We start from the raw sequence: 23,609 nt of genomic DNA on the forward strand, positions 1-23,609 counted from the left end.
GCCTTCATGGGTACGGACCTCGGGGAGAGCGCGTTGAGCCTGCGGCAGATGGAGTACTTCCTCACGGTCGTCGAGGAGTCGTCGTTCACCCGGGCCGCCGAACTCCTCCACGTCACCCAGCCCGCCCTCTCCCACCAGATCAAGGCCCTGGAGCGGACCGTCGGCGGCGCCCTCCTCGAACGGCTGCCGCGCGGCGTGCGCCTGACCCCGATGGGGCGCGCCTTCCTGCCGCACGCCGAGCGCTCCGTGCGCAGCGCCGCCCAGGCACGGCGGGCGGCGCGGGCGGCGGCGGGCGCGGAGGGCGGTGAACTGCACATCGCGACGGTGCACGCGGTGGCCGTCGGCATCCTCCCCGAGGTCTTCGCGCGCTGGCGCCGGGCGCGCCCCGGGGTCGCTCTCGTCCTCCACGAGTACGCCACCCCGGAAGCCCTGGCGGAACAGCTCGAACGCGGCACCGCCGACCTCGCGGTCGGCCCGCCGCCCGCGCGCTGGCCGGGGCCCGTCGTCCCGGTCGGCGAGGAGGAGATCGTCCTGGTGGTCCCCTTCGACGACCCGCTCGCCGGACGCGCCTCGGTCCGGCTGCCGGAGCTGGCCGACCGGCCCTGGGTGCGCTGCGCGATGGAACCCGTGGTCCAGGGCCAGGCGTTCCTGGACCTGGTCTGCGGGCAGGCAGGCTTCACACCCCGTACGGCGGTGCGCACCGAGCACACGTCGACCGCGGTACGGATGGCGGCGGCCGGGGTCGGTGTCGCCACGGCTCCCGCGCATGTCGTGCGCGGAGCGGTCGGCGAGGACTGCGCGGTCCTCACCGTCGAACCTCCGTGGCGGCGCGGGCTGGCCATCTTCTCCCGCGTGGAACTCACCGGGGCCGCCGCCGCGTTCACGGACCTTCTCGCCGACGCCGGGCCACCGGGGCCGGTCCGGGGCACCCGTACGATGGCGGGCTGAGAACGCCTGCGACGACGGGCCGGGACCGCCCGGCCCGGAGCCTCGCCCTCACCCGAACGGCCGTACGCCGACTGCGTGACGCCCCTGCCGGTGTTCCCCTGAGGGAGAACCGCGCCGTACACCGGCGCCCTGACGCCCCGGGGGTACGGATGCAGGCCGACGTGCCGGAAGGCATACCCGCACCGGACCTCGGCCGCCGGGGCCGCCGAGGTGCGCGACCGGTGCGCGGCCCCCGCCCGGACGCCGGCCCCAGCCTGCTCGCGCCCGGCGCGGCGCGCGACCCGTACCGCCTCTACCGGGTCCTGCGCGAGGAGTACCCGCTCAGCTACGACGTGCCGCTGCGCGCCTGGCTGGTCAGCCGGTACGTGGACGTGGCCACGGCCCTGACCGACCCCCGCTTCACCGGCCTCCCGCACGACGCCGCACCCGCCGGCGCCCCCGCCCCGCTCGGGCTCTGCCACGGCAGCCCCCGCTGCGTGCCCCGCGATCGACACCCGGCGGCGCCCGGACCCGTGCCATGTCACATGACGGAGTTCGAAGCGGCACCACGTCACATGCCGGAGCTCGCGGCGGTACCACGTCACATGCCGGAGCCCGTGGCGGTACCACGTCACATGGCAGCGCGGATCGAGCGGACCGCGTACGTGCTGGCGCGCCGCATCGCGGGCCGCCAACAGGCGGATCTCGTCGAGGAGTTCTGCCGCTGGCTGCCGTTCGGCGCCGCCCCCGGCGCGAGCGCCCGACGCTCCACCGACCGGCTGCCCGGCATCGCGTACGGCCCCCCGCCCGGCACCGCCACCGCGGCCACCCCCTGCACCCGGCACACCGGCCTCCGCGAGAGGGCGCTCGCCTCCTTCCTCGCCAACGTGCTGGACGCCCCCGACCTCCTCGCCGCCCTGCGCGTCGAACCGGCCCTGGCCGACCGGGCCTGGACGGAGTCGCTGCGCCGCGACCCGCCGGTCCAGGTGGTGCTGCGCCGCACCGTCACCGAGGTCACCCTCAGCGGCGGCACCCTGCCCGCCGGGGCGGACGTCGCCTGCCTGATCGGCGCGGCCGCCCGTGATCCGGAACGGTTCGCCGACCCCGACCTCTTCGACCCCTTCCGCCGCGACCAGGGCCGGTCCCTCACCGGACCGGTGTCCTGCCCCGCCGTCCTGCTCGGCCGGCTGGAGGCCGGCCAGGGCCTGCGCGCCCTGCTCGACGCGATGCCCCGGCTCCGCTGGGCGGACGGATTCCGCCCGGCCGGCACCGGGCTGCTCACCCGAGGTCCGCGGAACCTCCTCGTCCGGCCCGGCTGAGCAGCGCCACCGGCCGCGCGGCGAAGAGCTCGGCGAGCGCGACCGAGCCCCCGGTGAACTTCCGTCCGGACGCCAGCAGATCGGTCCACGGCCCGTCGTCCGGCAGCACCAGCTCCGTGTCGTGCCAGCCGCCCGACTCCGCCAGCCGCAACGACAGCCTGGTCACCGCGGTGACCACCTCGCCGGAGCGGCAGAACGCCAGACAGTGCCCGGCCGCCGGGCCCCGCGCGCCGAGCGGGGCGTACGTACCGGACTCGCCGAACACCTCCGGCCGCTCGCGCCGCAGCCGCAGGGCGGACGCCGTCAGCTCGCCCTTCTCGCCGAGGGCCCCGTCCAGGGACGGCTCGCAGAACGGCCGCCGGTTGTCCGGGTCGACCAGCGCCATGTACTCCCGTTCCGTGCCCTGGTACAGATCCGGCACACCCGGCATCGTCAGCTGCACCAGCGCCGCCCCCAGCAGGTTGGCCCGCACATAGGGGTCGAGCGTGCTCGCGAACCGCTCCAGCGTCTCGCGCACCGGACCACCGCTCGCGGCCGGCCCGGCGGCGACGAAGTCCGTCACCGCCCGCTCGTACGCCGCGTCGGGCTCGGTCCAGCCGGTGAAGAGCCCCGCCTCGCGGACCGCCTTCAGCAGCGCCGGTTCCAGCCGGCCCGCCATCTCGCCGTTCGGCAGCTTCGCGCAGCCCACCGCCGTCTGCCAGGCCTGCCAGGCGAGCTGGGGATCCGGAGCGGTGGCCGGGGTCGCCCGGTCCAGCTCCGTCAGCACCCCGGACCACGACTGCGGGCACTCCGTGAGCACCGCGATCCGGGCCCGTACATCGGCGCTCCGTTTGGTGTCATGGGTGGTCAGCGCGGTGCCGGTGGCCGGCCAGTCGCGGGCCAGCCGGGCACAGAACGCGTGGAACTCCTCCGGCGTCACGGCGGGCTGCCCGGGGTCGCCGCCCACCTCGTTCGCCGAGATCAGCGGCACGTACCGGTAGAACGCCGTGTCCTCGACCGACTTGGCACGCAACGCCGAGGCGGTCTGGGCGAACCGGGCGCAGAACGCGGACCGCTCGGGCCCCTCGCCCAGCCGCCCCAGCGCCAGCTCCCGGACCACGTCGACGGCCGAGGCCTCCTCCGCGACGGTGAACATCGCCTTCGCGTCCCGTACGACCGCGTCCGACAGCGTCTCCTGCGCCGTCCGCGTACAGGCCCCGCCGGCCGTCACGTACGGGCGGTAGACGGGCATCCGCACCAGCAGTTCGCGCACGGCGGCGCGCAGCGTCCACGGGGCGTGATCGCGCAGCGCGGGCTCGGCGGCGCAGATCCGTGCGGCCAGCCGGGTCAGCAGCTCGGTCTCGGCGGCCAGTTCGTGCGTCACCACCCGGTACGCGGCACGGCGGACGGTCGCCGTCCAGTACCCGCCGCGGTCGCCGGCGGGTCCCGCGTACTCCCGGTAGCGGCCGACCAGCTCCGCGGCGCCCATCGGGTCGACGAACAGGCCGTCCACGCGGTGCAGGGCGTCGTACCCGGTCGTCCCCGCGACGGCCCAGTCCGCGGGCAGCGGCTCGCCGCCGGTGAGGATCTTCTCCACCACCGTCCACCGCCCGCCGGTCGCCGCCGAGAGCCGCTCCAGGTACGCAGCGGGCTCGGCCAGCCCGTCCGGGTGGTCGATGCGCAGCCCGTCGACGACACCGTCCCGGACCAGTTCGAGGATCTTGCCGTGGGTGGCGGCGAAGACCTCGGGGTCCTCCACCCGTACCCCGATGAGCTCCGAGATGGTGAAGAACCGCCGGTAGTTCAGCTCGGTACGGGCCAGCCGCCACCAGCCGAGCCGGTAGTGCTGGGCGTCCAGCAGCTCGGGCAGCGGCAGCCCGGCGGTGCCGGTCCGCAGCGGGAACTCCTGCTCTCCGTGGCGCAGCACCTCGCCGTCCACCCGGAGCGCGCCGAGCTCGTCCCCGATCGGCCCGCCGAGCACCGGCAGCAGCACCTTCCCGCCGCCCGCCGCCCAGTCGATGTCGAACCAGCGGGCGTACGGCGACCCGGGGCCCTCGCGCAGCACCTCCCACAGCGCGTGGTTGTGGCGGGGGACGGCGGCCATGTGGTTCGGCACGATGTCCACGATCAGCCCGAGACCGTGCCCGCGCGCCGTGCGGGCCAGCTCCCGCAGCCCCTGTTCACCGCCGAGCTCGGCGCGTACCCGGCCGTGGTCGACGACGTCGTAGCCGTGCCGGGAGCCGGGCACGGCTTCGAGGACCGGGGACAGATGCAGATGGGAGACGCCGAGCGAGGCGAGATACGGCACGGCCTCCCCGGCGGCCGAGAACGGGAAGTCGGGCTGGAGCTGGAGCCGGTAGGTGGCGGTGGGCGTCATGCGGACGTTCGTACCCAGCCTGGCGGCTTCTGTGTCACGGAACGCCGCAATGGGCTCGACCGGCGGTGTCCTCCCCGGCGGCCGGACGGCCCCCGGGCCTACGCGGGCCGCTGCAGCACCGCCATGCTGCGACCGACCAGCGTCACCCGATCGCCCCCCGCCACCTTCGGCCCCGAGCCGGGCATGACGCCGACCGGGCGCGCCGTGTCGACCACCACCAGCCACTGCCGGCCGTGATTCACCGGAACGGAGAACTCCAGGGTCTCCGCGCCCGCGTTGAACATCAGCAGGAACGAGTCGTCGGAGATCCGCTCGCCGCGCGGCCCCGGCTCCGAGATCGCGTGACCGTTGAGGAAGACCGTCAGGGCCTTGGCGTGCGCGGCCTGCCAGTCCCGCTGCTTCATCTCGCCGCCCTCCGGCGTGAACCACGCGATGTCCGAGAGCTCGTCGTGCGTGCCCTCCACCGGACGGCCGTGGAAGAACCGGCGGCGCCGGAAGACCGGATGGTCGCGGCGCAGCCACACCATCGCCCGGGTGAACTCCAGCAGACTGCTGCCCCCGGTGCCCGCCTCGTCCCGGTCGGCGCCGTCCGCCCCCTCCCGGGCCGCCTCGTCCGGATCGGGCCAGTGCACCCACGACAGCTCGCTGTCCTGGCAGTACGCGTTGTTGTTGCCCCGCTGGGTACGCGCGAACTCGTCGCCGTGGCTCAGCATCGGCACGCCCTGCGACAGCATCAGCGTGGCGATGAAGTTCCGCATCTGCCGTGTCCGCAGGTCGAGGATCTCCGGCTGGTCGGTGTCCCCCTCCGCGCCGCAGTTCCAGGACCGGTTGTGGCTCTCGCCGTCCCGGTTGCCCTCGCCGTTCGCCTCGTTGTGCTTGTCGTTGTACGAGACCAGGTCGTGCAGCGTGAACCCGTCGTGGCAGGTGGCGAAGTTGATCGAGGCGAGCGGCCGCCGCCCGTCGTCCTGGTACAGGTCCGACGAACCGGTCAGCCGCCCCGCGAACTCCGCGAGGGTCCGCGGCTCGCCCCGCCACAGGTCCCGCACGGTGTCCCGGTACTTGCCGTTCCACTCGGTCCACAGCGGCGGGAAGTTCCCCACCTGGTAGCCGCCCTCGCCCACGTCCCACGGCTCGGCGATCAGCTTCACCTGGCTGACCACTGGGTCCTGCTGCACCAGGTCGAAGAACGACGACAGCCGGTCCACCTCGTGGAACTGCCGGGCCAGGGTCGCCGCCAGGTCGAAGCGGAAGCCGTCCACGTGCATCTCGGTCACCCAGTACCGCAGCGAGTCCATGATCAGCTGGAGCACGTGCGGCGACCGCATCAGCAGGGAGTTCCCGGTCCCCGTGGTGTCCATGTAGTACCGCTGGTCGTCCGCCAGCCGGTAGTACGAGGCGTTGTCCAGACCGCGGAAGGAGAGCGTCGGGCCCAGATGGTTGCCCTCCGCGGTGTGGTTGTAGACCACGTCGAGGATCACCTCGATGCCGGCCTGGTGCAGCGCCCGGACCGCCTGCTTGAACTCCAGCACCTGCTCGCCCCGGTCGCCCCAGGAGGCGTAGGCGTTGTGCGGGGCGAAGAAGCCGATGGTGTTGTAGCCCCAGTAGTTGGCCAGCCCCGCGTCGGCCAGCCGGTGGTCCTGGACGAACTGGTGAACCGGCATCAGTTCGATGGCCGTGACGCCCAGTTCCGTCAGATGGGCGATCACCTCCGGATGGGCCAGCCCCGCGTAGGTGCCGCGCAGCTCCTTCGGCAGCCCCGGGTGGAGCATCGTCAGACCCTTCACATGGGCCTCGTAGATCACCGTGCGGTGGTAGTCCGTACGGGGCCGCCGGTCGTCACCCCAGTCGAAGTACGGGTTGACCACCACCGAGGTCATGGTGTGCGGCGCCGAGTCGAGGTCGTTGCGCGCGTCGGGACGGCCGAACGGATAGCCGTACACCGCCTCGCCCCACCGGATCTGCCCGGCGACGGCACGGGCGTACGGGTCGAGCAGCAGCTTGGCCGAATTGCAGCGGGCGCCGCGCTCCGGTTCGTACGGCCCGTGGACCCTGAATCCGTACCGCTGACCGGGCATCACTCCGGGCAGATAGGCATGGCGGACGAAGGCGTCGGTCTCCCTGAGTTCCACCGCCGTCTCCGAGCCGTCGTCGTGCAGCAGGCACAGCTCGATGCGTCTGGCGGCCTCCGAGAAGACCGCGAAGTTGGTCCCGGCGCCGTCGTACGTGGCACCGAGGGGATACGCCTGTCCCGGCCAGACCTGCATAGGTTCGACCCTTCCACTTCTGATCCGGGTGCCTGGGGCTTGCGGCTGCAAGGGCCCGTCCGGCCCCTGGTCCGCCGGGCAGGCCCTGGAGCCTGCCGGGTGGCCTCCGGCCGGGCGGCCGCCCGGCCGGCTCCGATCCAGATCTTCCCCGAAAGAGGTGCGGCTACCTAGGACCGACCGGCCCGTCACGCGGCCCGGTCAACTTCGGGCCGCTTCGTGTCGCCCGGAACCGGGATCCGGACCCGGGAACCCGGCGCTCGCCCGGTCCACGGCCCGGGATGGGGTGGTCAATCACTATGAATCCTCTCACTACGGCAGATCTTGCCGCCGGGAAAATGCCTGCGCGGCAGGGGAGTTGACGAAGCAGCATGCGCATCCGGCTGCACCGGCTCCCGCTCCCGGAGTACCCTTCCTTGATCGTTGGTGGGGGAGTGGAAGGCGGTGCGAGGGTGAGCTCGGGCGGATTCGAGCTGCCCCCAGGTGACCCGGGTCACGAGGGGGACTCCACCGATGTCCCGCCAGGGGCGGTATCGCTTGCGCAGCCCATGGAGATCGGCGCGGAGCTGGACTGGGGAGCGGACGCCTGGAGCGAGGTGCGTACGCGCGCGCAGCGGGCCGGACGGGCCTACATCTGGCTGAATCTCGTGGAGCAGCGGCTGCGTGCCGTGGTCGCCGCGGTGCTACGGCCCATCTACGAGCCGGTCCACGGCGAGGACTGGGTGGTGGCCGCCGCCGGGCCCGCCGGGCAGGAATGGGTGCAGCGCGCCGTCGCCGTGCGCGAGGTCTCGCGCCGCAAGGGCTACCTGCTGGACCCGGCCGACGACAACGTCCTCAGCTTCCTCACGCTGCCCCAGCTGCGTGAGCTGATGGTCCAGCACTGGCCGTGCTTCGAGGCGTACTTCGACGACCGGCGCGAGGTGGAGCTGGCGCTCGACGAGCTGGAGGTCGCCCGCAACGTGGTCTCCCGCAACCGCGCCCTGAACGAGGCGGTGCTCGCCCAGGCCGAGCGCGCCTCCGCCCGGCTCCTGGAGATCCTGGGCAGCGGCGCCGGGGTCCCGTCGGCCGACCGGCTCCCGGTCGACGCCGTCGAGGAACTGGTCGGCGACCGGTACGCGGACGTGGTCTCGGTCCACTCCGACCGGGTGCGGCTCCAGCGCCAGCTGCCCGCCGAGGACCTCTTCGGCGGTTCGCGCCGGCTCGACGCGATCGGCATAGGACTCAACCTGCTGGTGCAGAACTTCTCCGGCCGCAGGCTCATCCGGCTCGCCGAGTCGGGCTGCCGGGTGCGGCTGCTCTTCATCAACCCGGCGAGCAGCGCCGTCAAGCGCCGGGAGCGGGAGCTGGGCCTGAAGAAGGGTGAGCTGAGCCGGTCGGTGGAGATGAACATCCTCCATATGCGCCGGGTCCGCTCCAAGCTCCGTGACCCGGGCGCCTTCGAGATCCATGTGTTCGACGAGACGCCGCGCTTCACGGCCTATCTGGTCGACGGGGACGGGACGGACGCGGTCGGGGTCGTCCAGACCTATCTGCGGCGCGCACGCGGCATGGAGGCGCCCGTGCTGGTGCTGCGCGGCGGCGGGCGCGCCGTGGTCCGGGCGGGGCAGGACAACGAGCACGGACTCTTCGAGACGTACCGCGAGGAGTTCGAATCGGTGTGGGCGGACTCCCGGCCCGTCTCCTGACCCAGGGGCCGCGACCGCGTTGTCAGTGGCGCGTGCGAGGGTGGTCAGCACCTGGGGGAGAGCACCACGAAGGAGGTACGGGATGAGCTGGCACCGGGAGGCGCTGGTCGGCTTCGACCTGGAGACGACGGGCACGGAGCCGCTGGAGGCCCGGATCGTGACAGCCGCGGTCGTCGGCGTCGACGGCCGGGACGGGGAGCCGGTGCGCCAGCGCGCCTGGCTGGCGGATCCGGGCATCCGGATCCCCGCGCAGGCGTCGGCGATCCATGGCATCAGCAGCGAGCGGGCGGCGGCGGAGGGCCGGCCGGCGAGCGAGGTGGCCGACGAGATCGCCGACACCCTCACCGGCTACTGGCGCCAGGGCGTGCCGGTCGTCGCGTACAACGCGGCCTTCGACCTGACGCTGCTCACGGCGGAGTTGCGACGGCACGGGCTGCCGTCGCTGAGCGACCGGCTCGACGGGGCCGGGATCGGCCCGGTCATCGACCCGTACACCATCGACCGGGCCGTGGACCGCTACCGCAAGGGCAAGCGCAACCTGGAGGCGGTCTGCGTCGAGTACGGCGTGGTGCACGGCGGGGCCCATGACGCGGGGGCGGACGCGCTGGCCGCGGTCCGGGTGGCGTACGCCATAGCCGAGCGGCACGGCTCGGTGGCCGGGCTGACCGCCGCCGAGCTGCACGAGCGCCAGGTGGAGTGGTACGCGCAATGGGCGGCGGACTTCCAGCAGTTCCTGCGCCGCAAGGGGACGGCCGACGCGGTGATCGACGGCCACTGGCCGGTGCGGGAGCCGGCCGGGGTCACCACCGGCTGACGGGCCGGCCCCGCGGCCGGGTCCAGGGGCTCGCTCAGAACGGATACCACCGCACCGCCGTGTCGCCGTCGCGCAGTGAGGCCACCCGGCGGCGGAATTCCGCGAGCGCCTTCGGATTGGCCGGCGCGTGCTGGGACACCCACGCGCAGCTGGCCGTCTCCCGGGCCCCGCGGAGCACCGCGCAGCCCTCCCACTCACGGACGTCCCAGCCGTACGCGGCGGTGAAGGCGTCGTACGCCTCGGGCGGCAGGCCGTACCGGTCCCGGGACAGCGCCAGCACCACCAGGTCGTGCTCGCGCAGATCGGCGGAGAAGGTCTCCAGATCGACCAGCACCGGACCGTCCGGACCGACATGGACGTTACGGGGCAGCGCGTCGCCGTGGATCGGCCCCGGCGGCAGATGGGGGACCAGAGCGGCGGCGGCCGCCGCGAAGCCGTCGCGGCGCTCCCGCAGATAGTCGGCGTCGGCCGGGTCGATCGCGTCGCCCGCGAGCCGCAGCCAGCGCTCGACCCCGCCCAGCAGTTCGCGGCGCGGGAGGGCGAGACCCTCCGGGGCGGGCAGCGCGTGGACCAGGGCGAGCAGCGGCGCCAGATCCCGTGGCTCCGGGGGGCGCACGGCATCGGGCAGCCGGTGCCAGAGGGTCACGGGATGCCCCTCGACCAGGCGCGCCGCGGGCTCGGCGGCCCGTACGGCAGGCACGTCCGAGGCGGCCAGCCACCGGGCGACGGCCACCTCGCGTTCGGCCCGTTCCCGCAGTTCCGGGTGGCGCACGGCGTCCCGGCCGACCTTGACCACCAGGTCGCCGACGGCGAACACCGCGTTCTCACCCATCGCGAGCAGCTCCGCACCGCCGGACAGCCCGGCAGCGGTCAGCACCTCACGCGCACGCATCTCGTTCATGCCTCCGATTTTCGCATCAGTGCAGGCCCGCTTGACGAACCGACGGACCGTCAGCACGATGACGGAGGCCACCTGAGCGGCCAGAACGGTATGAATCCGATCGAATGACGCAAGGGGGGCGGATTCGTGGCATTAGCGAGTGCAACCGTACATTCCGAAAGGCATGGTCCACCCGGCGGCCCGCAGGGAAGACGGTCCCGGCCGGTCAACCGGAGCGCCGGTACCTGGTTCCTGGTGCTGCCCGCGCTGATCCCGATCCTGGTCCTGAGCGTCGGCCCACTGCTCTACGGCATCGCGCTGGCCTTCACCGACGCCCAGTCCGGCCGTACCCGCGCCACCCAGTGGGTGGGCGGACTGAACTTCCAGGACCTGCTCCACGACACCCTCTTCTGGGACTCGTTCCGGATCGGCCTGGTCTGGGCGTTCGGTGTCACCGTCCCGCAGTTCGTACTGGCCCTCGGCCTCGCCCTGCTGCTCAACCAGAACCTGCGGCTGCGCTGGCTGGCGCGGGCCCTGGCGATCATTCCGTGGGCGATGCCCGAGGTGGTGGTGGGCCTCATGTGGCGGCTCGTCTACAACCCGGACGCGGGCATCCTCAACGAGACCATCCGCGATCTCGGCCTCGGCGACGGCCGGGACTGGCTCACCGGACTCGCCACCGCCCTGCCCGCCGTGATCGTCGTGGGGATCTGGTCCGGCATGCCCCAGACCACCGTCGCCCTGCTCGCCGGGCTGCAGAACACCCCGCACGAACTCCACGAGGCGGCCGCCCTGGACGGCGCCGGTGCCTGGCGCCGCTTCCGTACCGTCACCTGGCCGGTGCTGCGGCCCGTCGCGCTCTCCATCACCGCGCTCAACTTCATCTGGAACTTCAACTCCTTCGCCCTGGTCTACGTACTGACCAACGGAGGACCCGGCGGCCGTACCCGGCTGCCGATGCTCTTCGCGTACGAAGAGGCATTCCACTACGGGCAGTTCGGGTACGCGGCGGCGATGGGCTGTGTGATGGTCGCGGTGATCTCCGTGATCCTCGCCGTGTATCTCGCCGGCCGGCTCAGGGGAGGCGAGGACCGATGAGCATGCGCACCGGCAGGGCCGCGCGCGCCGGACAGTACGCCGCGCTCCTCGGCTACCTCGTCTTCCTGGCGTTCCCGTTCCTGTGGCTGATCTCCACCGCCTTCAAACCGGCCCGCGAACTGGGCTCCCTGCATCCCACCTGGATCCCGGAGAACCCGACGCTCGACAACTTCCGCACGGCGTTCGACGAGCAGCCGCTGCTGCAGGCCGCCGCCAACTCGCTGATCGCCGCTCTCTGCGCGGCCTTCATCGCGGTCCTGGTCGCCACGCCGATGGCGTACGTGATGGCCCGCCGCCGCTCCAGGCTCTCGACGGCGGCCACCGGCTGGGTCGTGATCAGCCAGGCGTTCCCGCTCGTCCTGCTGATCATCCCGCTCTTCTTGATCCTGAAGAACCTTCATCTGATCAACACCCTGTCGGGGCTGATCATGGTGTACGTCGTCTGGGCGCTGCCCTTCGCGCTCTGGATGCTGGTCGGCTACGTACGGGCCGTGCCCGCCGAGCTGGAGGAGGCCGCCTCGGTCGACGGCGCGGGCCGGCTGCGGACGCTCGTCTCGGTCACCGCCCCGCTGCTGGCCCCCGGCATCGTCGCCACCGCGCTCTTCGCCTTCATCACCGCGTGGAACGAGCTCTTCTTCGCGCTCGTCCTGCTCAAGACACCGGAGAAGCAGACCTTGCCGGTCGTACTGACCCACTTCATCGGTGCGGAGGGCGCGGCCGATCTCGGGCCGCTCGCCGCCGCCGCGTTCCTCGCCACCCTGCCCTCGCTGGTCATCTTCGCGATCATCCAGCGGCGGATCACGGGCGGCATGCTGGCCGGGGCGGTGAAGAACTGATGCGGGCATCGCTGCGCAGGACGGCCGCCGCGGCGGCCACCGCCCTGGCCCTGCTGCTCACCGGCTGCGCCGGGACGGACGACGACCGGGACACCGCCGGGCGGATCGAGCTCAGCTTCCAGTCGCTGGCCTGGCAGAAGGAGTCCGTCGACGCCAACAAGCAGCTGGTGAAGGAGTGGAACGCGGCCCATCCGGACATCCACGTCACCTATGTCCAGGGCAGCTGGGACACCGTCCACGACCAGCTGCTCACCTCCTTCGAGGGCGACGAGGCACCGGACATCATCCACGACGCCTCCGACGACCTGGCCGACTTCGCCTACAGCGGCTACCTCGCGGACCTGCGCGGGCTGCTCCCCGACCGGCTGACCGCCGACATCCCGCAGCAGAGCTGGTCCACCACCACCTTCGGCGACGGCGTCTACGGAGTGCCGTTCCTCCAGGAGCCCCGCGTCCTGATCGCCAACACCAAGATCCTCGCGGAGTCGGGGGTCCGCATCCCGACACCCGAACACCCCTGGAGCTGGTCCGAGTTCCGTCAGGTCACCGCCGACCTGACGGGCAAGGGGCGGTACGGCATCGCCTGGCCGCTGAAGGAACCGGTCTCCGTCACGCTGAACCTCGGGCTCTCCGGCGGCGGCAAGCTCTTCCACCGCGGCGCCGACGGCAAGGTCACCATCCGGGCGGGCGAGGGCGACCGGATCGTGCCCGGCACCATCCACGACCAGGTCAACACCGACCGCAGTGCCGCGCGCACCGCGCTCGGCATGGGCGGCTCCGACACCCTTCCCGGGTTCTTCGGCGGCAAGTACGCGATGGTTCCGCTGGGCTTCTCGTACCGTCAGCAGGTCGTCGAGCAGGCCCCCGAGGGCTTCGAGTGGACGGTCCTGCCGGCTCCGGCGGGAAGTGCGGGCCTCGCCCAGGGGGTGAGCCCGCAGACCCTGTCCGTATCGGAGGCCAGCCCGTACAAGAAGGAGGCCGCGCGGTTCATCGACTTCCTGCTGCGGCCGCCGAACATGGTGCGGCTGGCCAAGGGCGACTGGATGCTCCCGACCGGCACCGAGGCCCTCGCCGACCCGTCCCTGCACGCCGCCGAGAACGGCTGGGCGACCGGCGCCGCCGTCGCGAAGGCACTGAGGCCGGCGCCCGCCCAGTCGGTGCGCGGCTACCCGGAGTGGAAGGACAAGGTCGCCGCTCCGGCCCTCCAGGAGTACTACAGCGGGGCCATCGGGGCGGACGAGCTGAGGAAGCGTCTGGTGGACGACGGGAACCGGGTCCTGGCCCGCTACCAGCGCTGAGGAACCCCGGGGCCCTCCCCGCCGGCCCGTGCATGGGTGCCGGCAGGGAGGGCTTCGTGGTGTTCGCCGGTTCAGTTTCATGGGCCAAGCAGTGCCCGCCCCGGCCGCCCCACCCCTTACCGACCGGTACGTTTCTTTTGGCGGGTAACCGAAAGTATCCGGGAAATCGCATGCGGATACCGGCCTCGATCCGCCGCATTCTTCAACGTCGGCGATTCAGACATTCAATGGCGTGAATCGGCCTCTTCAGGCCCTTGTGTCAGGGCGCCCCGTACCGGTATGGACCCACGTCCTTCCTGGTGGCACGGTGTCTGGTCCCGAAGTCCCCGCACCCTTCGGAAGGTTGTAGAAAGCTGAACCCCCCTCCGCTTTCCTCGAAAAGAAGTCATTGACAATTCCTTTCCCGCTGGGCTTCACTCCTTTCGGCGGTGAGCGGCACCGAATTCCCGACCCTGAGTGGGGGTTGGTGTCGCGAACGGCTCAACTCATGCACGTCGGAATGCAAATTCAGAGTAAAAGATGGAGGTGCTGTTATGAAGTTCCTTTTCTTGCTCAAGGACAAGATGACGCCGGAGAAGAGCCTGAAGGCGTACGCCTGGTACCACTGGTACTAGGCCGACAGACGGTCCGTCGTTTCGAGGGACACGGTCAGTCGATTCGGGCCCGTGTCCGGCCAGGCCTCATCGGCCCGCCGGGCGCGGGCCCTTCCCGCCTCTTGGAGACCACCGATGTACATGTCCGGTACCGGCAGCCGTGCCCGGGACGTCGTCTTCGCGCCGAGACTCCAGGCGCTCCTGCGAGATCACCGGGGTGAGGACGTCTTCCGTCTCGACCCCGGCACCGTCGGCGTCGCCGGGGCCGAGCTGACGGACCGGATCCTCGCCGCCAGGCCGGCCACCGAGGTCGAGCGCCCCACGTTCAAGCCGCTGCACGGGCGGTCCATTCCGCGCACCGAGGCGTCCACGGTCATGCAGGCCATCGGCCGGGACGTCCGCAAGGCGCTGAAGAAGCCCGTCGGAACGGTCGACCTGTCCGGTGAATGGCCGCACGTCGGCCATGTGTTCCTGCGTGACCTGGTCCTCGAAGGCGACCCGTACCGGCTGCGCATCCTCATGGACCGCGCGCTGGAGCTGACGCCCAAGCTCACCTGGACGGTCATCGCCGCGGGTGCCGCACTGCCCGGCCGGCTCCGGCCCGGCGCCCCCGTCTCCGCCATCGCGGGCCTGACCGCCGAGGCGGCGAACTACGGCGACCGCCGCTATGCGATGGGGCTCTACCGGCGGGCGGCGGCCCCGGTCTGCTTCACCGTCTCCACGCTCGTCGCCAACGCGCTCTGGCTCGGCTCGCCCTTCGACGAGGACACCTCGAACCACAACATCCTGTACGAGGCCATGCGGCTGCTGCCGCCCTCCTGGAACATCCTGCGCAGGGCGTCACCGGAGTACCCGGCCCTGGACTCAAGGATCGGCGCGGCCGACGACGTCCTGCTCCTGCCGCTGCTGAGCCATCGCGACCCCGCGCTGTGGGAGGACCCCGACGAGTTCCGCCCCGAGCGCTGGGACGGCCTCGACCCCGACGACCAGCCCGGCTACCTCCCCTTCGGTCATGCCTCCGAACGCTGTTGGGGCCGGCACATGGTGATGCCGCTCGCCGAGATGCTGCTCGACATGCTGCGCGGCGACGGTCTGACGGTGAGTCCGGAGCAGACCGCGGCGAAGGTGCCGCTCGCCGGACTGATGGGGGTCGCCGACGTCCGGGTCGTCCGCCCCTGACGCGACGGGCCGACCGGCCCCGACCTCAATTTGGTGACCGCGTGAGGGCTCTGTGAACACGGGGGTGGAATTCGGCCGCCGCCCCGTCCGGCCGGGTGGCCGGACGGGGGCCGTCTTCCCGCCTGCGAAGTGTGCCGGTCGGGCAGTAACCCCGGTGCCCGCTGCGGATGTTGCGGCACCGGCGCCCGACTTGGGCGCGACTGGCCGGATTTTTATTACGAAACTTTGTTGAGTAAGTCACAGCCGCATGAAGGTCTTGATCTGGGCGCGTCAATCGGCGAGGGTTTCGAGCCAACCCCCGGAGATCTTCCGGCCGGGGGTCAATCCCCCCACAAAGAATGACGAGGAGACCCCTCTTCATGGCAATTCACAAGCGCGCACGCCGGTTCAAGCTGACCGCAGCGATAACCGCGGTGGCCGCGGCCGCCGGAGTCACCCTGCTCAACACCTCGCTCGCCGGCGCCACTCCCGCTCCCGCGATGGGCGTCGTCTACGGCGCCGACGCGGCGAACGCCGTCTCGGGCAGCTACATCGTCATGCTGGACGAGAAGGCCGACAAGGCGGAGCTCGCCAAGGAGTACGGCGGCAAGCTGAAGCGCAACTACAGCTCCGCCATCAACGGCTTCTCCGCCAGCGGCCTTTCGCTCACCGAGGCCAAGCGCCTGGCGGCCGACCCGGCCGTGTCCAAGGTCGTCCAGAACAAGAAGTTCCACATCGACGAGACCCAGGACAACCCGCCGTCCTGGGGCCTGGACCGGATCGACCAGACCGAGACGGCCGGCGACGACGCGTACACCTACCCGGACAGCGCGGGCGAGGGCGTCACCGCGTACGTCATCGACACCGGTGTCCGCACCACGCACGACGAGTTCGAGGGCCGGGCCAGCTCGGGCTACGACGCCGTGGACAACGACGACAGCGCCGACGACGGCAACGGCCACGGCACCCACGTGGCGGGCACCATCGCCGGTGCGACCTACGGTGTGGCCAAGAAGGCCAAGATCGTCGCCGTCCGGGTGCTCGACGACTCGGGCTCGGGCACCACCGAGCAGGTCGTCGCCGGCATCGACTGGGTCACCGAGAACCACGAGGGCCCCTCCGTCGCCAACATGAGCCTCGGCGGCGGCGCGGACGAGGCGCTCGACGCCGCGGTCCAGAAGGCCATCGCCTCCGGAGTCACCTTCGCGGTGGCCGCCGGTAACGACTCGGCCGACGCGAGCGAGAGCTCCCCGGCCCGCGTCCCCGAGGCCATCACCGTCGCCTCGTCCACGGTGGACGACGAGCAGTCGGACTTCTCCAACTACGGCTCGATCGTGGACATCTACGCCCCGGGCTCGGACATCACCTCGTCCTGGAACGACAGCGACGACGCCTCCAACACCATCTCCGGTACGTCCATGGCGACCCCGCACGTCGTCGGTGCCGCCGCCGTCTACCTCGCCGGCCACCCGGACGCCACTCCGGAGGAGGTCGCCACCGCGCTGACCGACGGAGCCACCCCCGACGCGATCTCCAACGCGACCGAGGGCACCCCCAACAAGCTGCTGAAGGTCGTCGAGTAACCGACCCCGCAGCCGTGACCGGGCGAGGGATGCCCGGCACAACGGAATCGGCGGCCGCCGCGCCCTCCCCCACGGGGCGCGGCGGCCGCTCCGTGCTGGGAGATCGTCCTATGGTGTGCCCATGACGATGTACGCGGCGCTGTTGCGCGGGATCAATGTGAGCGGCCACAAGAGGGTTCCGATGGCCGAACTCCGCACACTGCTCACCGGACTGGGACACGGCGACGTCCGCACCCATCTGCAGAGCGGCAACGCCGTCTTCAGCAGCGCGTCGGACGACGAGAACGCCCTCGCCGCCGAACTGGAGCAGGCGATCGAGAAACGGTTCGGCTTCCCCGTCCCCTGCCTGGTCAGGGACGGCGACTACCTGGCGGCCGTCGCGGCGGCCTGCCCGTTCCCGGCCACCGAACTCGAAGGCAGGCAGCTCCACATCACGTACTACGACCAGCCGGTCGACGCCGACCGCTTCGCCGGGATCGACGCGGCGGCCTTCCTCCCCGAGGCATTCGGCCTCGGCGACCGCGCGCTCTACCTCTACGCCCCCGACGGACTGGGCCGCTCGAAGCTCGCCGACGCACTGTCCCGCACCTCCGTCACCAAGGGGCTCGTCGCCACCTCGCGCAACTGGAACACCGTGGAAGCGCTGGTGCGGATGACCGCACCGCCCGAGGCGGCACATGCCGGACCCGCACACGACGGAGCTCCGGCATGACCGAACCGTCACCCGGTGTGGCCGCCGCGGTCGAGGGCGAGCTGCGCCTCCTGGACCCGGCCGTGCGCGCCTCCGCCGAACTCCTCTCCCAGGTGCTGCACCCGGACTACCGCGAGATCGACTCGTCCGGCCGGGTCTGGGACCGCGACACCATGATCGCCTCGCTCACCGCGTCGGACGCCCCGCGCCCCGGCCAGATGACCGCGTCCCGGATGACCGGGATCCAGCTCGCCCACGACCTCGTCCACCTCACCTACGACACCGAGACGAAGGGACACCTCGCCCACCGCAGCTCGGTGTGGCGGCTGGCCGAGGAGGGCTGGACACTCTATTTCCACCAGGCGACATCCTTCGGCGGCACCGCGGACACGGCAGACACCACGGCCACCACGGACACCGCACACACCGGCCCCGACGGAGCCACGCCCTGACCCCAACCATGCACGAGCTCGTTGGGCGAACCGGTTTGTTCTGGTTCTCCAGAACAAACAGCGCCACCGAACAGCGCCGTAGGCCAGCAGGCTCCGACCTACGGCGCTGCATGCAGCAGCCGTGCATGGATCTCGTTCGGAACATCGCAGATCTGCGATCTCATGCAGCCGCCGCGACGGGCCCGTGGCCCCCGCTTCCCGGCCCTGGAGCAGCGGACGCCGACTGGTTGCAGCAGATCCCGTGCAGCGTGCAGCAGCCGGCAGTGCTGCACCGGCCGGGGCCGGCCTGCTGACCGTGCAGCACCCGTGTGGCGCCTGGCCCATGCAAATGCTGCGCTCCACCCGATCCTGCAGCAGTCCCGCAGTTGCGAGACACTGTTGGCGAACTCGTACAGGCCGGGCGAGCCCTGGTGGTGGCCATCGGGGCGGGGGAGCGGTAGTCCTGCAGCGGCCCCGAACTACTCCTTCCCGGACTCGAAGTCTTCCAGGAAGTAGCTGTCGTGCCGGGTGCGAAACTGCTTCAGTTCCTCGCCACCGCGCTGTGCCATATCCGCAACCCGCTCGAAGTATTCCTCGCGTGGGGCGCCGGGGGAGAAGAGCATGAGCATGGACATGGGCTCGTCGGTCACGTTTTTGAAGGCGTGGAGGCCTCCGACCGGTACGTACAGGAAGTCGCCCACGCGGCCCGTGACCCACTTCTCGCCGTTGTAGAGCTCCAGTTCGCCGGAGAGAATGTAGAAGGACTCCGACATCGCCTTGTGGAAGTGGGTCTTGGCTCCAGCGGACCGTGCGCCCAACTCCACCTTGTACAGACCGAACTCGCCGCCGGTCGACTCGTTGGTGGCGAGGTAGTGGGTAGAGGCGCCGGGTGAGGAGATGTCCGGCGGGGTGTCGGCCGGGCGGAAGGCCGCGTTCACTTCGCCCTCGTTGCCGTGGTAGCGGGCTTCCGGGTACTTGAGGTCTTCCGGGTACGACATGATGCGCTCCTTTTGGCAGGTCTCCACCAGCATGGTGGCTTCCGCCTCCAGAAGGTGGCATCGGGCTTGCGGCTGGTCCTGGGTTGGCCCGGGCCGAAGGCTGGGGACCTAGGTACTGCAGGGCTGGGTGGTGGGCCGTAGGGCTGCCAGGCGTGACGTTCGTGTGCGGCGCTCTGCCGCCCCACCGCTGCCGCGATGCCCAGGCGGCGCTCTGAGTGGGAGACCGCGCGGGGTTCGCCGGTCAGGGGATGGCCAGACTGGCTCGGTTGATCTTTCCGACCGGTGCGTTCCGTCCTGGGCGCTGTCGCCGTGGACGCGCCCTCAGGAACGGACGAAGCGCTGCGCCCGCGCCGCCCAGCGGCCGTCCGTGCGGGAGATCGTCACCGGATGCCCGAAACAGTCACTGACCCGGTCCGTGGTCAGTACCTCGTCCGCCGGACCCGAGGCCAGGCACCGGCCGCCCCGCAGCAGCAGCGCATGCGTGGTGGACGCCGGAAGCTCCTCCAGGTGATGGGTGACCAGGACCGTGGCCAGCTCCGGATGCTCCTCGCGCAGCACGTCCAGACTGTCGAGCAACTGCTCACGCGCGGCAAGATCCAGACCGGTGGCCGGCTCGTCGAGCAGCAGGAGCCGCGGCTGCGGCATCAGCGCGCGGGCGATGAGCGTACGGCCCCGCTCGCCCTGCGACAGCGCCGGCCAGCGCGACCCCGACTTGCCGCCCATGCCCAGCATCTTCAGCAGCCGCTCCGCTTGGTCCCGCTGCTCCTCGCTCACCGACCGGCGCGGCACCGGCTCGACCGAGTTGGTCAGGCCGGTCAGCACCACCTCGCGCACCGAGAGCGGGGAGCGCAGCGGATGACGCGGATCGACATGCCCGAGCAGCGACCGCAGCTCCCGCAGATCGACCCGGCCGAGCGTACGTCCCAGCACCTCCACCGACCCCCGGGTGGGGTGACCGACCGCGCCGAGCAGCCCCAGCAGCGTGCTCTTCCCTGCACCGTTGGCGCCGAGCAGTGCCCAGTGCTCACCGCTGCGTACGGTCAGCGAGACCGAGTCGAGCAGCGTATTGCCCTCCCGTACGAGCGAGACACCGTCGGCCCGGATCACCGGGACGGCGGGAGCGGGGGCCGGGGCGGGAACACCGGCGACGACGGGGCCGGTGGCGGCAGCGGGTGCGGTGGAACGGGACGCGGTCATGTGCGGGTACTCCTTCATACGGGTGCGAGCGCCTCCAGGCTGCTCAGGTCCTCGGCGGACAGCCGGATCTCCCGGGCCCCCAGGTTCTCCGCCAGATGGACGGTGGAACCGGTGCCCGGAGTCGGGCACAGCACAGGGGACCGGTGCAGCAGCCAGGCGAGGGCGATCTGCCCGCGGGTGGCACCGTGCCGGTCGGCGACGGCGGCGAGCGCTGCGGCCGAGTCGCCGGTCAGAGCGCCGTTGGCCAGCGGGAACCAGGGCAGAAAGGCCAGGCCGTGGGCCTCGCACACCTTCAGTACCGCGTCCGACGAACGGTCGAGGAGATTGAACCGGTTCTGCACCGAGGCGATCCCGGTCAGGGAGAGGGCCTGCTCCAGCTGGTCGGCGGTAAGGGTGTCCAGACCGATGTACCGGATCTTACCTTCCTGCCTCAGCGCATCCAGAGTGCCCAACTGGTCGGCCATCGGTACTTCCGGGTCGAGCCGATGCAGCTGGTAGAGGTCGATCCGGTCGGTCCGCAGCCGACGCAGGCTGGCCTCGCACATCGCCCGCAGCTCCTGCGGACGCCCCGCGACGTGCCAGGCGTCGTCGCTCGTGCGCACCACACCGCCCTTGGTCGCGATCACCAGCTCGTCGCGGTACGGGTGGAGCGCCGCGGCGACGAGCTCCTCGGCCAGCCCCGGCCCGTAGTTGTCGGCGGTGTCGACGAGGGTGACCCCCTGCTCGACGGCCTCCCGCAGCACGGCCACGGCATCCTCCCGCTTGCCGCGCGGCCCCCAGTATCCGGGGCCGGTCAGCTGGGCGGTGCCGTAGCCGAGCCGGCGTACGGGCACGTCGCCGCCGAGCAGGAACGTATCGTCGAGTGGCCGTGGCGTGGAAGGCATTCCGCAATCCTAGAACCGTGCCCCCGCACGGTGATCAGCCGACCAGGACACGTCCGACCCTCCGGTCCTGTGCCGGGCCGCCTCAGGTGGTGACGGTGAGGATCACCGATCCGGTCCTCTGGTACGCCGCGTTCTCGGCGTACACCCGGAAGGAGAACGTCCGGCCCGCGGCCAGGCGGGACGTGAACGAGCTGCCGGTCAGCAGCGGCCCCGAGGCCCGTACGAAGCACGGCCCGTCGGCGGCCGAGGGCCCGCTGCAACTCCCCTCGCGATAGCCGGTCGTCACGGTGTCGTCCGGATCCTTCGGATCCCACCTGACGGTCACCAGCTCGGTGGCCGCGTCATAGCCGTACGCCGGACCGGTCGGCGCCGGCGCCGCCGCGGTCTGCGTGATCCCGGCCGGCACGGCAGCCGTCGGCGCGGCAACCGCCGGGACGGCGAAGGATCCACCCGCTGCCGCCAACGCGATGGCCACCGCCGCCGCGCGGCAGGCGATCCGTACGCGGTCTCGCATGTTCCCTCCGGAGTGCTGATCGATTCGACCGGCGGAACGGTACGAGCGCGACCGGATGCGTGGACGGCGGACGGCGGTCGGCGGTCGGTGTGATGACGAACAGCTGAAGCCTCGCGCCACGAGCTCTCCCCGCGCGGCCCGTCAAGGCCGCGTGCGCCGAGCATCCCTAACGAGGGAAGTGTGTGCTGCATAACTGCCCTTTGCTGGTGCGTACGCACACGCCATCCCTACGGTCAACCGTACTGAACTCACTGGTTGCGACGGGGGCGTACCCGCGATGGCGATGACGACGATCAAGGTGTTGGAGGCCGACCCGTGCGGGCGGGTGCGCATCATCCGGTACCGGACACCGGAGCGCCGCCGGGCCGCGAACCCCGGCCGGGCCGACGCGTACCGCCCGCGCTCCGGCAGGCAGGCGATATCCGCCGACAGCGTGACGGAACGTCTGCACCGCGTCCGTCTCGGCCCCACCCACCCGCGAGAGAGGACGGCACCATGAAGTGCGCCAAATGCGGCAACCAGATGAGTCAGAACGTCGGTGGCTGGTGGACGTGCTGGGGCTGCGGGAACACCCAGCCACCCGGATGCATGGAGGTCGACGCACTGCCCCGGCGCACTCGGCGGCCGGGCCCGTCACGCACCCGGACACCCCGCCGGACCGGTTTCGGAGGTGTCGCTTTTCTTCAATCCGGCTGCGGGGCACGGTCCTAGCCTGGGCGGCATGAAGAACGAGCACGCGCACATGACCGAAATCGCCGCCGAGGCGGCCCGTATCGCCCGCTCCATCAGCGCCGAGCAACTCGACGCGCCGAACACGCCCTGCGGTGACTGGGACGTGCGCGGGCTCGTCAACCACTGGGTGCTGTACACCTCCCACGGCCTGGAGCACCGGGCCCTGCGCAAGGAACTCCCCAAGGAGCTCTCCGGCCGGGACTTCACCGCCGACGCCGACTGGGCGCGGCAGTACGCCGAGCAACTGGACCGCGCCGTCGCCGCCTGGGCGGACCCGGACGTCTGGGAGGGGGAGATCGACCTCGGGGGGTCGGCCTCCGCGGCCTCCGAGATCGCGGCGATGCTCATCGCGGAGACGGCCCTGCACGGATGGGACGTGGCCCGTGCCGTCGGGGAGGAGTTCCGGATCTCCCAGGAGGCGGCTGCCCATGTGCTCGGCATCGTCGACGGCATGGCCGCGCTCTACCGGCAGTACGACGGCTTCGCCGACGAGGTGGCGGTGCCCGCGTCGGCGTCGGTCTTCGAGCAGGCACTGGCCCACAGCGGACGCGACCCGCAGTGGACCGGAGCCTGATCCGGACATGGCCCGGCCCTGCCGGTGGAAGAGCAGGGTGGCGACGTCCAGGAGCTCGCGGCTGCCGGAGCAGTGGACGCAGAGGCTGAGAAGTGGCCCAGTCGGATGGGCGGTGAATGGCCCGAAGGGTGGTGCCACTGCCTGGTTAGGGTCGGGGTATGGACACAACGACCGTCGACTTCTACTTCGATCCGGCCTGCCCGTTCGCCTGGATCACCTCCCGCTGGATGCTGGAGGTGGAGCAGCAGCGCGACATCGATCTCCGCTTCCGCGTCATGAGTCTCCACCTGCACAACATCGGCAATGAACTCCCCGACTGGTACCGGGACCTGGTCGACAGGTCGATCGGCCCGGTGCGGGTCGCGGTCGCGGCGGCCGAGGCCCACGGCGACGGGGTGCTCCGCGATCTCTACACCGCGATGGGTGACCGCATCCACCGGGGGAAGAACGAGGACTTCGACGAGGTGATCGCCGAGTCCCTCGCGGAGCTCGGCCTGCCCGCCAAACTCGCCGCCGCCGCGCACTCGGAGGCGTACGACGAGGCGCTGCGGCGCAGCCACGACGCCGGCAAGGACCCGGAGGCCGACGGCTACGTCGGTACGCCCACGATCCATGTCGACGGGGCGGTGTGGTTCGGGCCCGTGCTGCGGGCGGCACCGCGCGGCGAGGAGGCCGGGCGCCTCTTCGACAGCTTCCGGGTGCTCGCCGGGAACCCGGATCTCTTCGAGCTCAAGCGGACCCGTACGGGCAGCCTGGACGTGGGGTGACCGGTCCGCCGAG

Annotated in this window: 22 protein-coding genes; 15 read left to right on the top strand and 7 right to left on the bottom strand. The window is 71.5% G+C overall.

All coding sequences use genetic code 11. The features are described from left to right. The first annotated feature begins 48 nt into the window (after positions 1-48). Positions 49-948 (top strand): LysR substrate-binding domain-containing protein, encoded by a 900-nt coding sequence (locus ACFYY1_RS16735; protein ID WP_388586254.1) that lies wholly within the window; start codon positions 49-51, stop codon positions 946-948. A 149-nt stretch (positions 949-1,097) separates the two neighbouring features. Further along, positions 1,098-2,246 carry a cytochrome P450 gene (locus ACFYY1_RS16740; protein WP_388585642.1) on the top strand — a complete coding sequence of 383 codons (1,149 nt, stop codon included), beginning with the start codon at positions 1,098-1,100 and terminating at the stop codon, positions 2,244-2,246. Here ACFYY1_RS16740 and treY read toward each other — a convergent pair. After that, positions 2,206-4,602 carry a malto-oligosyltrehalose synthase gene (gene treY / locus ACFYY1_RS16745; RefSeq protein WP_388585644.1) on the bottom strand — a complete coding sequence of 799 codons (2,397 nt, stop codon included), beginning with the start codon at positions 4,600-4,602 and terminating at the stop codon, positions 2,206-2,208. The two genes, ACFYY1_RS16740 and treY, sit on opposite strands and share 41 nt — an antisense overlap. A gap of 98 nt (positions 4,603-4,700) precedes the next feature. Beyond that, positions 4,701-6,866 carry a glycogen debranching protein GlgX gene (glgX, locus tag ACFYY1_RS16750; RefSeq protein ID WP_388585647.1) on the bottom strand — a complete coding sequence of 722 codons (2,166 nt, stop codon included), beginning with the start codon at positions 6,864-6,866 and terminating at the stop codon, positions 4,701-4,703. Positions 6,867-7,315: 449 nt separating this feature from the next. Between glgX and ACFYY1_RS16755 the strand changes: the two genes are divergently transcribed. Together ACFYY1_RS16755 and ACFYY1_RS16760 are read left to right on the top strand one after the other, a co-directional pair. Then, positions 7,316-8,548: an SAV2148 family HEPN domain-containing protein gene (locus tag ACFYY1_RS16755; protein WP_266729035.1), complete on the top strand. Its 1,233-nt coding sequence runs from the start codon at positions 7,316-7,318 to the stop codon at positions 8,546-8,548. Positions 8,549-8,630: 82 nt separating this feature from the next. Further along, positions 8,631-9,362 (top strand): 3'-5' exonuclease, encoded by a 732-nt coding sequence (locus ACFYY1_RS16760; protein ID WP_388585650.1) that lies wholly within the window; start codon positions 8,631-8,633, stop codon positions 9,360-9,362. A gap of 34 nt (positions 9,363-9,396) precedes the next feature. On the opposite strand, the gene ACFYY1_RS16765 is transcribed toward ACFYY1_RS16760, so the two are convergent. Next, positions 9,397-10,263, bottom strand: coding sequence for a phosphotransferase enzyme family protein (locus ACFYY1_RS16765; protein ID WP_388585653.1), 867 nt, complete (start codon positions 10,261-10,263; stop codon positions 9,397-9,399). A gap of 126 nt (positions 10,264-10,389) precedes the next feature. On the opposite strand from ACFYY1_RS16765, the gene ACFYY1_RS16770 reads away from it, so the two are divergent. From ACFYY1_RS16770 to ACFYY1_RS16805, 8 genes are all read left to right on the top strand, one after another. Beyond that, positions 10,390-11,340 (top strand): carbohydrate ABC transporter permease, encoded by a 951-nt coding sequence (locus tag ACFYY1_RS16770; protein ID WP_388585656.1) that lies wholly within the window; start codon positions 10,390-10,392, stop codon positions 11,338-11,340. Then, positions 11,337-12,176, top strand: a complete 840-nt coding sequence (locus ACFYY1_RS16775) for a carbohydrate ABC transporter permease (protein ID WP_388585657.1) — start codon at positions 11,337-11,339, stop codon at positions 12,174-12,176. The genes ACFYY1_RS16770 and ACFYY1_RS16775 overlap by 4 nt, the downstream gene beginning before the upstream one ends. Then, on the top strand, positions 12,176-13,474 hold the full coding sequence (locus tag ACFYY1_RS16780) for an ABC transporter substrate-binding protein (RefSeq protein WP_388585660.1): 1,299 nt from the start codon (positions 12,176-12,178) through the stop codon (positions 13,472-13,474). Before ACFYY1_RS16775 ends, ACFYY1_RS16780 begins: the two co-directional genes overlap by 1 nt. A gap of 533 nt (positions 13,475-14,007) precedes the next feature. Next, positions 14,008-14,088: a tryptorubin family RiPP precursor gene (locus tag ACFYY1_RS16785; RefSeq protein ID WP_350985409.1), complete on the top strand. Its 81-nt coding sequence runs from the start codon at positions 14,008-14,010 to the stop codon at positions 14,086-14,088. Positions 14,089-14,202: 114 nt separating this feature from the next. Continuing rightward, positions 14,203-15,246, top strand: a complete 1,044-nt coding sequence (locus ACFYY1_RS16790; protein WP_388585662.1) for a cytochrome P450 — start codon at positions 14,203-14,205, stop codon at positions 15,244-15,246. Between the two features lie 359 nt (positions 15,247-15,605). Beyond that, the gene (locus tag ACFYY1_RS16795; protein WP_388585665.1) at positions 15,606-16,808 is read left to right on the top strand and encodes a S8 family serine peptidase; all 1,203 of its coding nucleotides are present in this window, start codon (positions 15,606-15,608) and stop codon (positions 16,806-16,808) included. A 121-nt stretch (positions 16,809-16,929) separates the two neighbouring features. Beyond that, positions 16,930-17,520, top strand: coding sequence for a DUF1697 domain-containing protein (locus ACFYY1_RS16800; RefSeq protein ID WP_388585667.1), 591 nt, complete (start codon positions 16,930-16,932; stop codon positions 17,518-17,520). Further along, positions 17,517-17,951 carry a DUF4440 domain-containing protein gene (locus ACFYY1_RS16805; RefSeq protein ID WP_388585670.1) on the top strand — a complete coding sequence of 145 codons (435 nt, stop codon included), beginning with the start codon at positions 17,517-17,519 and terminating at the stop codon, positions 17,949-17,951. The genes ACFYY1_RS16800 and ACFYY1_RS16805 overlap by 4 nt, the downstream gene beginning before the upstream one ends. Before the next feature lie 458 nt (positions 17,952-18,409). Here the strand turns inward: ACFYY1_RS16805 and ACFYY1_RS16810 are convergent, their stop codons facing one another. The 4 genes from ACFYY1_RS16810 to ACFYY1_RS16825 form a co-directional block, all read right to left on the bottom strand. Then, positions 18,410-18,928, bottom strand: a complete 519-nt coding sequence (locus ACFYY1_RS16810) for a cupin domain-containing protein (RefSeq protein ID WP_388585672.1) — start codon at positions 18,926-18,928, stop codon at positions 18,410-18,412. A 321-nt stretch (positions 18,929-19,249) separates the two neighbouring features. Beyond that, a complete protein-coding gene (locus tag ACFYY1_RS16815) occupies positions 19,250-20,125 on the bottom strand; it encodes an ABC transporter ATP-binding protein (protein WP_388585674.1) in 876 nt (291 codons plus the stop codon). Between the two features lie 14 nt (positions 20,126-20,139). Next, complete coding sequence (locus ACFYY1_RS16820) at positions 20,140-21,009, bottom strand: aldo/keto reductase (protein ID WP_388585677.1); 870 nt, start codon at positions 21,007-21,009, stop codon at positions 20,140-20,142. 82 nt (positions 21,010-21,091) lie between these two features. Further along, entirely contained in the window at positions 21,092-21,523 is a 432-nt protein-coding gene (locus ACFYY1_RS16825) for a hypothetical protein (protein WP_388585679.1), read from the bottom strand. A gap of 283 nt (positions 21,524-21,806) precedes the next feature. Here ACFYY1_RS16825 and ACFYY1_RS16830 point away from each other — a divergent pair, with 283 nt between their 5' ends. The 3 genes from ACFYY1_RS16830 (at position 21,807) to ACFYY1_RS16840 (ending at position 23,596) form a co-directional block, all read left to right on the top strand. Next, positions 21,807-22,022: a hypothetical protein gene (locus ACFYY1_RS16830; RefSeq protein ID WP_388585682.1), complete on the top strand. Its 216-nt coding sequence runs from the start codon at positions 21,807-21,809 to the stop codon at positions 22,020-22,022. A gap of 222 nt (positions 22,023-22,244) precedes the next feature. Further along, a complete protein-coding gene (locus ACFYY1_RS16835) occupies positions 22,245-22,829 on the top strand; it encodes a TIGR03086 family metal-binding protein (RefSeq protein WP_388585685.1) in 585 nt (194 codons plus the stop codon). Positions 22,830-22,987: 158 nt separating this feature from the next. Continuing rightward, on the top strand, positions 22,988-23,596 hold the full coding sequence (locus ACFYY1_RS16840; protein ID WP_388585687.1) for a DsbA family protein: 609 nt from the start codon (positions 22,988-22,990) through the stop codon (positions 23,594-23,596). The last annotated feature ends 13 nt before the right edge of the window (positions 23,597-23,609 follow it).

Origin of the sequence: Streptomyces sp. NPDC001890 (genome assembly GCF_042891445.1) — a bacterium.
In the GTDB taxonomy this organism is placed as follows: Bacteria; Actinomycetota; Actinomycetes; order Streptomycetales; family Streptomycetaceae; genus Streptomyces.

Bases quoted from the DNA above. Each gene is read 5' to 3' on its own strand.
- ACFYY1_RS16735 (WP_388586254.1), top strand. From the start codon at position 49: ATGGAGTACTTCCTCACGGTCGTCGAGGAGTCGTCGTTCACCCGGGCC.
- ACFYY1_RS16740 (WP_388585642.1), top strand. From the start codon at position 1,098: ATGCAGGCCGACGTGCCGGAAGGCATACCCGCACCGGACCTCGGCCGC.
- treY (WP_388585644.1), bottom strand. From the start codon at position 4,602: ATGACGCCCACCGCCACCTACCGGCTCCAGCTCCAGCCCGACTTCCCG.
- glgX (WP_388585647.1), bottom strand. From the start codon at position 6,866: ATGCAGGTCTGGCCGGGACAGGCGTATCCCCTCGGTGCCACGTACGAC.
- ACFYY1_RS16760 (WP_388585650.1), top strand. From the start codon at position 8,631: ATGAGCTGGCACCGGGAGGCGCTGGTCGGCTTCGACCTGGAGACGACG.
- ACFYY1_RS16765 (WP_388585653.1), bottom strand. From the start codon at position 10,263: ATGAACGAGATGCGTGCGCGTGAGGTGCTGACCGCTGCCGGGCTGTCC.
- ACFYY1_RS16775 (WP_388585657.1), top strand. From the start codon at position 11,337: ATGAGCATGCGCACCGGCAGGGCCGCGCGCGCCGGACAGTACGCCGCG.
- ACFYY1_RS16780 (WP_388585660.1), top strand. From the start codon at position 12,176: ATGCGGGCATCGCTGCGCAGGACGGCCGCCGCGGCGGCCACCGCCCTG.
- ACFYY1_RS16785 (WP_350985409.1), top strand. From the start codon at position 14,008: ATGAAGTTCCTTTTCTTGCTCAAGGACAAGATGACGCCGGAGAAGAGC.
- ACFYY1_RS16790 (WP_388585662.1), top strand. From the start codon at position 14,203: ATGTACATGTCCGGTACCGGCAGCCGTGCCCGGGACGTCGTCTTCGCG.
- ACFYY1_RS16795 (WP_388585665.1), top strand. From the start codon at position 15,606: ATGGCAATTCACAAGCGCGCACGCCGGTTCAAGCTGACCGCAGCGATA.
- ACFYY1_RS16800 (WP_388585667.1), top strand. From the start codon at position 16,930: ATGACGATGTACGCGGCGCTGTTGCGCGGGATCAATGTGAGCGGCCAC.
- ACFYY1_RS16805 (WP_388585670.1), top strand. From the start codon at position 17,517: ATGACCGAACCGTCACCCGGTGTGGCCGCCGCGGTCGAGGGCGAGCTG.
- ACFYY1_RS16810 (WP_388585672.1), bottom strand. From the start codon at position 18,928: ATGTCGTACCCGGAAGACCTCAAGTACCCGGAAGCCCGCTACCACGGC.
- ACFYY1_RS16815 (WP_388585674.1), bottom strand. From the start codon at position 20,125: ATGACCGCGTCCCGTTCCACCGCACCCGCTGCCGCCACCGGCCCCGTC.
- ACFYY1_RS16820 (WP_388585677.1), bottom strand. From the start codon at position 21,009: ATGCCTTCCACGCCACGGCCACTCGACGATACGTTCCTGCTCGGCGGC.
- ACFYY1_RS16825 (WP_388585679.1), bottom strand. From the start codon at position 21,523: ATGCGAGACCGCGTACGGATCGCCTGCCGCGCGGCGGCGGTGGCCATC.
- ACFYY1_RS16830 (WP_388585682.1), top strand. From the start codon at position 21,807: ATGACGACGATCAAGGTGTTGGAGGCCGACCCGTGCGGGCGGGTGCGC.
- ACFYY1_RS16835 (WP_388585685.1), top strand. From the start codon at position 22,245: ATGAAGAACGAGCACGCGCACATGACCGAAATCGCCGCCGAGGCGGCC.
- ACFYY1_RS16840 (WP_388585687.1), top strand. From the start codon at position 22,988: ATGGACACAACGACCGTCGACTTCTACTTCGATCCGGCCTGCCCGTTC.